We start from the raw sequence: 13036 nt of genomic DNA, 5'->3' as shown, positions 1-13036 counted from the left end.
GAATGCTTTTCACGGGAGCGGAACAACCGGAGGAATAATCCGGTCGTTCACAGCGTCCTCGCTGTGTTTTCTTCAAAGGAACCACGTCCCAGCCGATTCCGGCCGGAGACGGGGTATCAACATATCTGGCGTTGACTTTTGGCACGCTGTTGAGTTCTCAAGGAACGGTCGCTTCCTTTGTACTCACCCTCTCGGGCTTTCCTCCGGGCTTCCCTTCGGTCTTGCGTTTCCGACTCTATCAGATCTTTTCTCGATCCGATTTCCTCGGTGCTTTCCAGGTTCCCGCTCTCGCGTTTCCCTTTCCGGCGGTTCCGACTCTATCAGATGCTTTCGGCGTCTGATTCCCAGTCAGCGGGTGTCGTCCTCGCGGCTGTTGGGCCGTTCCGACGTCTCAAACACTAGCGGATCCGCTCGGCGATTCCCAATCGGGGCCGACCGCTCGCATTCGAATTGAATTCGGGCACGCCGAAATCAACCCCCGCGAGGAGATCATGCTGTGGTTTGAGGTGCCGCTCAAGGCGGCTGAGTGTCACCGGAGAACCGTTACGGCTCCGCGGCAACCCGAAGAACTCTACGGATCGCCCAGGGGCGTGTCAAGCACCCTCTGTCAAGATCTTTTAGTCCAGGTCGGTGAGCCGGCCACCGGCGTCGGGCTGCGCGTGCTCGACGCGGCGCAGCAGCCTGGTGAGGACCTCGCCGAGCACCGAGCGCTCGGCCGGGGAGAGGTCCTGCAGCAGATCCTCCTCGAAGACGGAGGCGAGGCGCATGGCCTCCAGCCACTTCTCGCGGCCGTCGGGGGTCAGCTCGACGATCACCCGGACGCGGTTGGACTCGTCCCTCTCCCGGGTGACGAGCCCCTCGGCGACCATCCGGTCGATGCGATGGGTCATCGCGGCCGGGGTCAGGCCGAGGCGCTTGGCCAGTTCGCTGGGGCCCATGCGATAGGGGACCCCGGAGAGGACGAGGGCCTTGAGGACCTCCCACTCCGCGTTGCTGATGCCGAGGGCGCCGGTCTGACGGCCGTAGGCGACGTTCATACGGCGGTTGAGCCGAGAGAGCGCCGAGACGATCTTCTCGACCTGGGGGTCGAGGTCCTGGAATTCGCGCTGGTAGGCGGCGATCTGTTCGTCGAGGGTCGGCTCGCCGGCGCCGGTGGTGTCGGCCATGGCCGAAGTATCGCACGGGCACGCTTGGCGTTGAAGTCCTTCGCGATGTAGTCTTTAGCTTCGAACTTTAGCTTCTAAGTCTTCGGACCTCAGTAGTCCGCTGGCTGACGACCTGAGAGAGGTGAACGTGACCAGGGCGATGGGCGCAGCGATGCGCCGGATCCACGTGGGCAACGCACTCAGCGCGTTCGGGCTCGGCTTCACCGTCCCGTACCTGTACGTCTACGTGGCGCAGGTGCGGGGGCTGGGAGCCATGACGGCAGGGCTGGTCCTCGCCGTCTTCGCCGTGGCCGCGCTGGTCGTGCTGCCGTTCGCCGGGCGGGCCATCGTCCGGCGCGGTCCGCTGCCGGTCCTCCTCGCCGCCCTGGTCGCCGCCGCTGCCGGAGCGCTCAGCCTGGGGCTGGCGGGCAGCGCGACGGCCGTACTGCTGTCGGCGGCGGCGCTCGGTGCCGGGCAGGCGGTGATGCAGCCGGCGCTCGCGACGATGATCGTGGACTGCTCGACCTCGGACACGCGTTCCCGGGCTTTCGCCCTGCAGTTCTTCCTGCAGAACCTCGGGCTGGGCGTCGGCGGGCTCATCGGCGGCCACCTTGTCGACTCTACGCGCGTCGACTCCTTCGTCCTGCTGTTCTCGATCGAGGCCGCGGTGTTCCTGGCGCTGGTCGCCGTGATGGCGACCGTGCGGATGCCCCGCGCGCCCCACATCGTGGGTGCTCCCGGTCGGTCGGGCAAGGGCGGCTGGAAGCAGCTGCTGGGCAACCGGGCCATGGTGCAGCTGTCCGTGCTGGGTTTCGTGCTCTTCTTCGCCTGCTACGGGCAGTTCGAGTCCGGGCTCACCGCCTACGGCATCCAGGCGGCGGGGATATCCACGTCCGCGCTGGGGACCGCGCTGGCCGCGAACACGCTGATGATCGTGGTCGCGCAGTTCGCCGTGCTCCGGTTCGTGGAGCGTCGGCGGCGGTCGCGCGTGATCGCCGGGGTCGGGCTGATCTGGGCGGTGGCATGGGTCGTCGCCGGATCCGCGGGGCTGGGGCACGGCAGCCGGGAGATGGCGACGGCCGCGTTCGTGTCGACGTACGCCTTGTTCGGGCTGGGTGAGGCGATGCTGTCGCCGACGGTGGCTCCGCTGGTGGCCGACCTGGCGCCGGAGGGGATGGCCGGGCAGTACAACTCGGCGTTCGCCCTGGTGAAGCAGCTGGCACTGGCCGTCGGGCCGGCGGTCGGCGGGCCGCTGGGTGCCTCGCTGCCCGCGCCGTACGTCGTGACGTTCCTGTTGTTCTCGCTGGGGATCAGTGTCCTGGCGGTGCGGTTGGGGAGGCGGCTGACTGCCGTCCAGGACCAGCCGTGGCTGGCTTCGAGGAGCAGGATCGTCGCCCGGGGTGGCACGCCCGCGGAGTCCGTGTCCGCGTAGCGGCGAGGGCGGGGACGCTTACCGGCGCTGACCGGGCACCTCCCCCAGCCTTCGGCCGGGGGGACCCCCAGCCCACCCGTGCCGCCCTGGGGGCACCTCCCAGGCCCTCAAGGCACTGGGGGAGGCACGACTGCCCGCGGCTATGTGGCTGACGCGACTGGAGCGCCCCGTCAGGGGCGCGGGGCCGTATCCGATACGCGGCTCCGTCGCGTGGGCGCGAGCAACCCCCACCGGCCCGCAGCCGAACGTCGGCCCGCCCCCTACCCCTTCGGCAGTACGAACTCGCACCACACCGCCTTCCCACCCCCTGGCGTCCTCCGCGACCCCCACCCCGAAGCGATCGTGGCCACGATCGCGATCCCCCTGCCCGACTCGTCGCCCGGTTCCGCGCGGCGGCGTCGTGGCAGGTGGTCGTCTCCGTCCGTGACCTCGATGATCAGTCGGCGGTCGGTGCGGCGCAGGCGCAGCCGCATGGGCGGGGTGCCGTGCTGGAGGGAGTTGGCGACCAGCTCGCTCGTGGCGAGCACTCCCAGGTCGTGGAGGTCGGCCGGAAAGCGCCAGCTGGTCAGCACGCCGGAGGCGAACGCACGGGCCCGTGGCGCCGCCTCGATGCCGCCGAGGAGTTCCAGCGCGGCGTTGCGGAACAGTTCGCTGTCCGGGCCGGTACGGGCCGGATGCTGGAGGACCAGGACGGCCACGTCGTCGTCGTGGTCGGCCGTGACGCCGGCCGAGCGGACCAGGCGGTCGCAGATGACCTGGGGCGTGCCGGTGGCGCCCGCCAGCGCGCGCTCCAGCGCCGCGATGCCCTCGTCCAGGTCCTCGTCACGCCGTTCGACCAGACCGTCCGTGTAGAGGACGGCCGTGGAGCCGGGGCCCAGCGGTACCGAGGCGGACGCATGGTCCCAGCCGCCGGTGCCGAGCGGCGGTCCGGTCGGTTCCTCGGTGCGCAGCACGCTGCCGTTCTCGTCGCGGACCAGGATCGGGAGGTGGCCGGCGGAGGCGTACACCAGCCGTCCCTCGTTGGGGTCGTGCACGGCGTAGACGCAGGTGGCGATCTGGTCGGGATCGATCTCGGTGGCGAGACCGTCGAGGAGCCGCAGGACCTCGTGCGGGGGCAGGTCCAGGCGGGCGTAGGCGCGGACGGCCGTACGGAGCTGGCCCATGACGGCCGCCGCGCGGACACCGCGGCCCATCACGTCGCCGATCACGAGGGCGGTGCGGCCGCCGCCGAGGGTGATGACGTCGTACCAGTCGCCGCCGACCGCGGCCTCGGTGCCGCCGGGCTGGTAGGTGGCGGCGATGCGCAGGTCGTCCGGTTGTTCGAGCTCCTGCGGGAGGAGGCTGCGCTGCAGGGTGACCGCGGTCTCGCGCTGGCGGCGTTCGCTCGCGCGCAGCCGCTCCGCCGCCTCGGCGTGGTCGGTGACGTCGGTGGCGAAGAGGAGGACACCGCCGTCCCGGTCGCCGTTCTCGGCGACCGGGGTGCAGGTGAACGTGTAGGTGCGGCCGTCCAGTGCCTTGCGGGACTTGAGCGTGCGGGGCTTGCCGCTGCGCAGGACCTGGTCCAGGAGGGGGAGGAGGCCCAGTTCGGCGAGTTCGGGCAGGGAGTCGCGGGCGGGTGCGCCCGGGATGCGTACGCCGAAGGCCGCCGTATAGGCGTCGTTGACGTACGCGAGGTGGTGGTCGGGGCCGTGGACGAGGGCGACCAGGGCCGGGACGTGGTCGAGGACGCCACGGGCGGGCAGTTCGTCGACCGCGGGCACACAGGGCGAGTCGTCGGTCAGTTGTTCTCCGCGGGCCGCGGGCACGGAGCCTTCCCCCCGTCGGTCCGGGGTGACCGCGTGCTCGGTCCGCGCTGCGGCGCGGCGCTGTGTTCCGGGGAGCCGGGCGCTCCAGCGCGTGAAGTTCACGAAACCTTGCCTCGTGTCGTCGTCTCCGGCCGGCTCGGGGAGCGGCCGGGGGCCGGGGGAGGTCCCCCGGTGCAGTTCTGGGGAGAGGGAGGGAAGAAGCCTTGTGCTCGGTCGGGGGGCAGTCTGGCAGGGTGGCCGTCGGCGACGACATCCGTCAGACGCCGGGGCGGCCCGTGGAGTTCCTGAGTTCCGTCAGGACGACCCGTTCGAGTCGTCGGAGGCACTGTGAGGAGGCTTTCCACCGGCCGCGAGTTCGAACTCCGCTCGCGGATGTTCGAGTGATCCGAGCGAGACGATCTCCCGTTTGAAGAGCCCGGCGAGGGTCCATTCGGCCAGTACGCGGGCCTTGCGGTTGACGGTGGGCACTCTGCTCAGGTGGTAGAGGCGGTGCATGAACCAGGCAGGGTAGCCCTTCAGCCTGCGCCCGTAGACCTGGGCGACACCCTGGTGGAACCCGAGCGAGGCGACCGAGCCGACGTGGGCGTGGGCGTAGGTGTCCAGGGGTTCGCCACGCAGCGCGTGGACGAGGTTGTCGCCGAGGAGGCGGGCCTGGCGGACCGCGTGCTGGGCGTTGGAGGGGGTCTCGGTGCCCGGTTCGGCGGCGGTGACGTCCGGGACGGCGGCGGCGTCGCCCGCTGCCCATGCGTGGTCGACGCCGTCGATCGTCAGCTCCGCGGTGCACTTCAGCCGCCCGCGCGCGGTGCGGGGCAGGTCGGTGGCGGCGATCAGCGGGTGCGGCTTGACGCCGGCCGTCCACACGAGGGTGCGGGTCGGGAAGCGCTGGCCGTCACTGAGGACGGCGACGCGGTCGGCGCAGGACTCCAGCCGGGTGCCGAGCAGGACCTGGATGTTGCGGCGGCGCAGTTCGGTGACGGCGTAGCGGCCCAGCTCGGGGCCGACCTCGGGGAGGATCCGGTCGGTGGCCTCGACCAGGATCCATTTCATGTCCTCCGGCTGGACGTTGTGGTAGTACCGCGCGGTGTAGCGGGCCATGTCCTCCAGCTCGCCGAGGGCTTCCACGCCGGCGTAGCCGCCGCCCACGAAGACGAAGGTGAGGGCCGCGTCGCGGATCGCGGGGTCGCGGGTGGAGGAGGCGATGTCCATCTGCTCGATGACGTGGTTGCGCAGGCCGATGGCCTCCTCGACGGTCTTGAAGCCGATGCCGTGCTCGGCGAGACCGGGAATGGGCAGCGTGCGCGCAATCGAACCGGGGGCGAGGACGAGTTCGTCGTACTCCAGGAAAGTGGCGCCTTTTCGCTCCTCGGCGGTGGCGAGGGTGGCGACTTCGGCGGTGCGCTTGGCGTGTTCGACGGCCGTCACCTCGCCGATGACGACGTGGCACCGGTCCAGGACGCGCCGCAGGGGTACGACGACGTGACGAGGGGAAATCGAACCCGCGGCCGCTTCGGGAAGGAACGGCTGGTACGTCATATAGGGATCGGGGGTGACGACAGTGATGTCGACCGCACCCTGCCTGAGCTCCCGTTTCAGCTTCCGCTGCAGCCTCAGGGCCGTGTACATCCCGACGTAGCCGCCGCCGACAACGAGAATGCGCGCACGTTCCTTCACCATCCCATGACGCACCCGTGACTCTTGTTTGTCCACAGCCCCGGCAATTTGTGTGACCGGCGGGCGGCTGTAGCGGGCGCCGGGCGCGCGCCCCCGGCCGTACGAAAGGGGCCAGCTCAGCAGGGGCGGACAGGGGGGCGCGAAGGCGCCGAACCGGGAGGTAAGCGACCCGTACTCCGATCGGGGGGCGCACCGTGCGGAACGTCCCCCTTCTGAATTGACAGCCTCTCAACTATGTTCGTGTGTCGACGGGGTGCAGAGGATGTGGCCGAACGGTCCGCGACGAGCGGTCCGCAGGCCCGCGGTCCATGAGCGGTCATGGGTCGGCCGCAGTTCCGCTCGCTCCGGCTATCAGTGACGGGGAGAGTCTCCGGGGGGAGACGTCGTTAACCGGGGGAACACAGATGCATATTCAGGACACGCATTGGTCATCGGCGTCCGCTCTGGCGGCCGGTGGCGGAGCGGTGAGCGCGACGACGGGCAACGGACGCGGTGACGGGCCGCGTACGACGCCGTTGCGGGTGGACGCACAGCGCAACCTGGAACACGTACTGCGTGCGGCGCGCGAGGTCTTCGGCGAGCTGGGGTACGGCGCGCCGATGGAGGACGTGGCGCGGCGGGCGCGGGTCGGGGTCGGCACCGTGTACCGGCGCTTCCCCAGCAAGGACGTGCTGGTACGGCGGATAGCCGAGGAGGAGACCTCCCGGCTGACCGACCAGGCACGGGCCGCGCTGGGGCAGGAGGACGAGCCGTGGTCGGCGCTGTCGCGCTTCCTGCGGACGTCGGTGGCGTCGGGGGCGGGGCGGTTGCTGCCGCCGCAGGTGCTGCGGGTGGGGGTGCCGGAGGAGGTCGGCGGCGCCGCCGGGACCGGGGACGGGGCCGTCGGCTCGGGGGCCGAGGAGGCGCGGGTGCCGCAGCAGCGGACGCAGCCGGGGGCCGCGGAGTTGCGGCTGGTGCCGGAGGAGCGGGGGCCGGTGGCAGGCGCCGACGACGACGCGGGGGCGGCCGCACTGCTCGACGTCGTCGGGCGGCTGGTGGAGCGGGCTCGGGCGGCGGGTGCGTTGCGGCCGGACGTGTCGGTCTCCGACGTGCTGCTGGTGATCGCCACGGCTGCGCCGTCCCTGCCGGATGCTGCGCAGCAGGCGGCGGCTTCGGCTCGGTTGCTGGACATCTTGCTGGAGGGGTTGCGGTCGCGGCAGTAGCCGTATCAGTGGCGGTGACGGTGGCGGTGGCTTGCCGGGCGCTGGGAGCGCGGCTGCGACCGTGCGAGGGTAGTGGCCGGGTGCGGGTTGGCTGTGGCTGGTCGCGCAGTTCCCCGCGCCCCTTACGGGGCGCTGCAGTCCCCGCGTTTTCCCCTTACGGGGCGCTGTAGTCCCGGCGCGTTTCTCTCGGGGCGCTGTGGTACCGGCGTGTTCTCTTCCGAGTGATCGTTTCGTCGCTCGGGGCCCCGGCAAAAGGCGGTGTGGCAGTCTGAGCCGGTGAATCGGTTGGTCGGGCAGGTGTCGGGGGCGTTCCGCGATGAGCGTTGACGGGTGGGACGGGTCCGTCGGGGAGGGGACTGCTTCGCCGCAGGTGCCCACCCAGGGCGGCCGGGCCGACGTTCCGGCGCAGCGCGACGGCAGTGTGCCGCCGCCCCGGGAAGTGCCGCACCCCGACAGTCAGTTGATCGAGCGGATGCGGGCCGGTGACGACTCGGCGTACGAGGAGCTGTACCGGCGGCACGCGGACGCGGTACGGCGCTACGCACGCACCTGCTGCCGGGACGGGCACACCGCCGACGATCTCACCGCCGAGGTGTTCGCCCGCATGCTGCAGGCGGTGCGCGGTGGGTCAGGACCCGAGTACGCCGTGCGCGCCTACCTGCTCACCTCCGTCCGCCGGGTCGCCGCGCAGTGGGTCAGGTCGGCCCGGCGTGAGCAACTGGTCGACGACTTCGCGCTGTTCGCGGCGCAGTCCGCGCGCGGCTCCGAAGCGGGCGACGACGGGTCGCTGGACCTCGGCGCGGAGGTGCGTGCGATGCACGACGCCGAGCAGTCGATGGCGATGCGGGCCTTCCGCTCGCTGCCCGAGCGCTGGCAGGCCGTGCTGTGGCACACCGAGGTCGAGGACGAGTCGCCGAGCGAGGTGGCCGTCCTCTTCGGGCTGGACGCCAACGGCACCCGGGTCCTCGCCAGCCGGGCCCGTGAGGGGCTGCGGCAGGCCTACCTCCAGGCCCACGTGAGCGCCGCCCTCGTCGACGACGAGGAGTGCGCCCGCTTCGCCGACCAACTCGGCGGCTACGCCCGCCGCAAGCTGCGGGTCCGCGCCGAGCGGGGGCTGCGCCGGCACCTGGAGGAGTGCGCCAGGTGCCGGCTGGCCGCCGCCCAGATCGAGGAGGTCGCGAGCGGTATCCCGGCCGTCGTGCCTGTCGCGGTCATCGGCTGGTTCGGGGCCGCCGGGTATGCCAAGGCGCTCGGGATCGTCGCCGGGGGCGCCGGAGTGGGGGCCGCGGGTGCGGCCGCCGCGGCGGGCGGTGCGGCCGGCGGGGCGGGCGGTGCGGCCGCCGGGGCGGGCGGCGGGGCCGGCGGGGCGGGCGGCGGGGCCGGGGGCGCCGCGGCCACCGAGGGGCTCGCGGGGCCGGTGAAGGCCGGTATCGCCGCCGGGCTGGTGGCGACGGCGGTCGCCGTGGTGGCCCTCGCCCTGACGAACGACGGCCACCCGGCCAAGGAGGCCGTCAGACCCGCCCCGTCCACGCCGGTCGTCCAGCCCGGCGCCCCGACCCCCGGCCCGTCGAGGAGAAGCCCGGAACCCGAACCGGTCGCCCTAGCCGCCCGGCCGACCGCGCCCGCGGCTCCCACTCCGACACCGACGCCGCCCCCGAGCCCCAGTCCCACCCCGAGCCCGCGCCCGAAGCCGACCCCCAGCCCGACACCCACGCCGGCCCCGAGTCCCACCCCCACCCCGACGCCCACTCCGCCGCCCGCCCCGGTCGTCTACCAGTGGAGCGAGCTGCGCTTCGACGTCACCGGCGACGGCACCCGGCCCGAGATGCGGCTCGGCGACAGCAGCTGGGTGTGGCAGCGGTACGGCGTGACGGTCGCCGGCCAGGAGTACACGCCCGGCGTCACCGTGCACGGCAGCTCCTCCGTCACCGTCGACCTCAACCGGCAGTGCACCGCCTACGACGCGATGGCCGGCATCGACGACATGACCCTCGGCCTCGGCAAGGTCACGTTCGCCGTCTACGCGGACGGGGTGCGGCTGTGGCGGTCCGGGGTGGTCGAGGGCGGGCAGGCCGCCGTGCCCGTCCATGTGGACCTGACCGGGCACCGGACCGTGCGTCTGGTGGTCGAACCGCAGAACGCCTTCGACACGGTGGCGCTCGCCGACTGGGCCGAGTCGAGGTTCACGTGCCGGTAGCGGCGGTCGGCGTGGCGCTCAGTTCGCGCAGGACGTCCTCCTCGGTGAACGAGGCGCCGCGCGAACGCTCGGCGGCGTAGCGCCGCGGGGTCAGCGCGGCGCGGGCGGCCGCGTCCACCTCCTCGGCGCGGGTGCGCTCCGGCTCGGGGCGGACCGTGCCGACGCGCCAGTGGTCGGCCGCGGCGTACAGCCGTACCGCCCCTGCCAGGTCGCCGAGCCGGGCCAGCAGGTCGGCGCCGACGTCCACCAGCGCGGCCGTGATCACCTCGGCGCACCGGTACTCGACCGCCTCGCGCAGCCCGACGGCCACGATCGGCAGCGCCCGCGCGGGCCCCTCCTCCAGGGCCGTGAGCATGGCGTCGACGGAGCGGATCGCGGCCGTGAACTGCGGTGGCGCGGCGCCTGCCACCGTCGTGGCACGAGCGGCCTCGTAGTACTCCCGCGCCCGGACCAGGTCCCCGTCGTAGTAGGCCAGGATCGCCCTGAGCAGTGCCACGTACGCCTTCGACTCCGCCACCGCGTACCGGTCGGAGGCCTCGCCCGCCTGATCCAGAGTGGAGCGGGCGGCCGTCCGGTCGCCGGAGCGGAAGGCGATCTCGGCGAGCCGCGCGAGCAGGAACGGGGTCTCCGCGTACGCGCCGACCTCGTGGGCGAGGCGCAGCGCCTCCCGGTACTCGCTCTCCGCCGCCGCGAACCGGCCGCGCACCATGTCCGCCTCACCGGCCGCGCTGCACACCTGGGCCCCCATCCAGCGGTCCCCGACCCGCCGGCTGAGGAGGCGGAGCTCGGCCAGGTCCTCGTCGACACCCCGCAGGTGCCCGGGTGAGTCGACCATGATGTGGGTGCGGTACATCAGGGTGACGCCGACCTCCCAGTCACCGCCGTACACCCGGCAGTTGTCGACCAGCGCGGACATGTCCGGGCTGATGTCCACGGCGGAGCTGCCCAGGGTCCACGCGGTGAGCGGCCAGATGAGGCCCGGCATCCGGGCGGCCCGGGGGCCGCCCGCCTCGAAGGCGGACCGGACGAGCGCGACGTACCGGGGAGTCCGCTCGTCCGTCACGACGTCGGGCTGGCCGGACTCGGACGCCAGGAACAGGTCGAGCAGTCTGAGGTCCATGCGCAGCTCGTACAGCGGGTGCCCGGCCTGGGCGTCCGGGTCGGCCAGGAGCGCGCCCACGGGGTCGGCCGTGTCGGCGAGCGCGCGCAGCTCGTCCGGGTCGGCGTCCTCGGGCAGGGCGTCCCGGGCGACGCCGAGGCGCAGCACCGCGCGGACCGACGCGGTGGCCTCCTGGCGGTAGTTGCGCAGCCACCAGAACCAGCCGACGGCGAGGACGATCCGGCCCGCCCGCACCTCGTCGCCCGCGCGGAGGGCCCGGTCCAGGGCGGCGCGGATGTTGTCGAGTTCGGTCTCCAGGCGGCGGATCCAGGTCAGCTGCTCGCCGGAGCGCAGTCTCGGCTCCGCCTCCTCCACGAGCGCCCGCACCCACGCGCCGTGCCGCCGCTCGACCGCCGCGCGCAGCCCCGGCACCTCCTCGGCGCGCTCGACGGCGTACTCGTGGATGGTCTCCAGCATGCGGTAGCGCATGCCGGAGACGCCGTCCGGGCCCTCCGGGGTGGCGATGATCAGGGACTTGTCGACGAGCGCGCCGACGAGGTCGGCGGCCGGTCCGGTGCACACGGCCTCCGCCGCCGCGAGGTCCCAGCCGCCGGCGAAGACGGACACCTCGCGCAGCGTCGTCCGCTCCCGCTCGTCGAGCAGGTCCCAGGACCAGTCGACGACCGCGCGCAGGGTCTGCTGGCGGGGCAGGACCGTGCGGCTGCCGGCGGTGAGCAGGCGGAAGCGGTCGTCGAGCCGGTCGGCGATCTGGCGGGGCGTGAGCAGCCGCAGCCGGGCCGCCGCGAGCTCGATGGCGAGGGGCAGGCCGTCCAGACGGCGGCAGATCTCGTCGACAGCCGCCGCGTCTCCCGGCGCGGGGACGCCGGTCGCCGGGCGGACGGCGGCGGCACGCTCCTCGAAGAGGCGGTGCGCCTGCTCCAGGGCGAGCGGTTCGACCGGGCGCACCGACTCCCCTGGCACGCCCAGGGGTTCACGGCTGGTGGCGAGGACCGTGAGCCCCGGGCAGTGGGTGAGCAGGGTCTCGGCGAGGGCGGCCGCCGCTTCGATGACATGTTCGCAGTTGTCAAGGATCAGGAGTTGGCTGCGCGGGGCGCAGTACTCGACGAGCAGGGCCGTGGGGTCGGTCTGCACCGTCGCCAGCTCGTTGGTCATGAGCACGGTCTCGCGCAGACCGAGCGCGCTGACCACCGCGCCTGGCACCGCCTCCGGCCGGTCGAGCGGTGCGAGCTCGACCAGCCATGCCTGCGGGAGCCCGGCGGCGGCCTCCTCGGCGAGGCGGGTCTTTCCGGAGCCGCCCGGTCCGGTGAGGGTGACGAGACGGGCCCTGTGCAATTCGGAACGAACGGCTTCGAGTTCGGGTTCCCGGCCCACGAAAGAGGTAAGACGCGGACGAAGGTTGCCGGTGCGGGGCGGAGGTGGGCCGAGCGGCTGGGGTTCCGGGGTGAGCAACGACGCGTGCAGCGCCTTCAGTTCCGGGCCCGGGTCGGCGCCGAGGCCCTCGGCGAGGGTGCGGCGGGCGGTCTCGTAGGCGGCGAGGGCGTCCGCCGGGCGGCCGCTGTCGCGCAGGGCGCGGATCAGCAGGGCGTGCAGGGGCTCGTCGTACGGGTGGGCCGCGACGAGCCCGGTCAGCTCCGGTACGGCGTCGGCGGCCCGGCCGAGGCGGAGCGCGGCGTCGGCGCGGGCGCGGGTGGCTTCCAGCCGGAGCGCCTCCGGGCGGGCGGCGGCCGCGCCGCGGTCGGGGAGATCGGCGAGGGCGGGGCCACGCCAGAGGTCGAGGGCTTCGGTGAGGAGGCGGTGGGCCGTCGCCGGGTCGCCGTCGGTCAGGGCCCGGGCGCCGTCGCGTGCCCGCCGCTCGAAGACGTGCAGGTCGATGTCGTCCTCGGCGGCCGCCAGGCGGTAGCCGCCGGGGGTGGAGGTGATGCTGTCCTTGCCGAGGGCTCGGCGGAGGCGGCCGACGAGGGCCTGGAGGGCGGCCGGGGCGTCCTGGGGCGGGTCGTCGTCCGCCGCCCAGATCTCCTGGATGAGGGTGTCGGGGGTGTGGGTGCGGGCGGGGTGCAGGGCGAGGACGGTGAGCAGGGCGCGGAGGCGAGGGCCGCCGAGAGGTATGAGGGCGCCCTCGTCGCCGGCTTGGGTCACACCCAGAATTCGATACCGCACCGGGTCATTGTCACCGGGTGCCGGGGGAAGCGGCACGGGTTTCAGCGCCGGGCGCGCCGGGGCCGGGGGTAAGGACACTCACCGACGCTTGCCGGCGCTTGCCGGCTGCCGGGGGAACCGGCACGGGGTTCGCCGGGCATGCTGGGGCCGGGGGTGAGGACACTCACCGACGCTTGTCGGGTGCCTCCCCCCAGCCACGGGTGTGCTGGGAAGCGCCGGCTGCAGCGCCCCGTAAGGGGCGCGGGGCTGTATTCGATGTGCGGCTCCGCCGCGCGGGCGCGATCAGCCCCCACCGACCCGCGGACGC

General features: G+C 73.1%; 7 protein-coding genes. 3 read left to right on the top strand and 4 right to left on the bottom strand.

Annotated features, from left to right (window positions below; translation table 11 throughout):
* Window positions 1-617: 617 nt before the first annotated feature.
* Window positions 618-1166, bottom strand: coding sequence for a MarR family transcriptional regulator (locus AB0M11_RS31875; RefSeq protein ID WP_365711602.1), 549 nt, complete (start codon window positions 1164-1166; stop codon window positions 618-620).
* Between the two features lie 127 nt (window positions 1167-1293).
* Here AB0M11_RS31875 and AB0M11_RS31870 point away from each other — a divergent pair, with 127 nt between their 5' ends.
* The gene (locus AB0M11_RS31870) at window positions 1294-2577 is read left to right on the top strand and encodes an MFS transporter (protein WP_365711601.1); all 1284 of its coding nucleotides are present in this window, start codon (window positions 1294-1296) and stop codon (window positions 2575-2577) included.
* Window positions 2578-2837: 260 nt separating this feature from the next.
* Here the strand turns inward: AB0M11_RS31870 and AB0M11_RS31865 are convergent, their stop codons facing one another.
* Entirely contained in the window at window positions 2838-4484 is a 1647-nt protein-coding gene (locus AB0M11_RS31865) for a SpoIIE family protein phosphatase (RefSeq protein WP_365711600.1), read from the bottom strand.
* A 192-nt stretch (window positions 4485-4676) separates the two neighbouring features.
* On the bottom strand, window positions 4677-6056 hold the full coding sequence (locus AB0M11_RS31860) for an NAD(P)/FAD-dependent oxidoreductase (protein WP_365711599.1): 1380 nt from the start codon (window positions 6054-6056) through the stop codon (window positions 4677-4679).
* Between the two features lie 401 nt (window positions 6057-6457).
* Between AB0M11_RS31860 and AB0M11_RS31855 the strand changes: the two genes are divergently transcribed.
* Entirely contained in the window at window positions 6458-7255 is a 798-nt protein-coding gene (locus AB0M11_RS31855) for a helix-turn-helix domain-containing protein (RefSeq protein WP_365711598.1), read from the top strand.
* Between the two features lie 316 nt (window positions 7256-7571).
* The gene (locus AB0M11_RS31850) at window positions 7572-9452 is read left to right on the top strand and encodes a sigma-70 family RNA polymerase sigma factor (protein WP_365711597.1); all 1881 of its coding nucleotides are present in this window, start codon (window positions 7572-7574) and stop codon (window positions 9450-9452) included.
* Here AB0M11_RS31850 and AB0M11_RS31845 read toward each other — a convergent pair.
* Window positions 9439-12708: a BTAD domain-containing putative transcriptional regulator gene (locus AB0M11_RS31845; protein WP_365711596.1), complete on the bottom strand. Its 3270-nt coding sequence runs from the start codon at window positions 12706-12708 to the stop codon at window positions 9439-9441. The two genes, AB0M11_RS31850 and AB0M11_RS31845, sit on opposite strands and share 14 nt — an antisense overlap.
* Between the last annotated feature and the right edge of the window lie 328 nt (window positions 12709-13036).

This window comes from Streptomyces sp. NPDC051987 (genome assembly GCF_040680735.1).
Classification (GTDB): domain Bacteria; phylum Actinomycetota; class Actinomycetes; order Streptomycetales; family Streptomycetaceae; genus Streptomyces.
The sequence above is the reverse complement of the archived record's forward strand: the minus strand, read 5'-3'. Positions and strand labels throughout refer to the sequence as shown.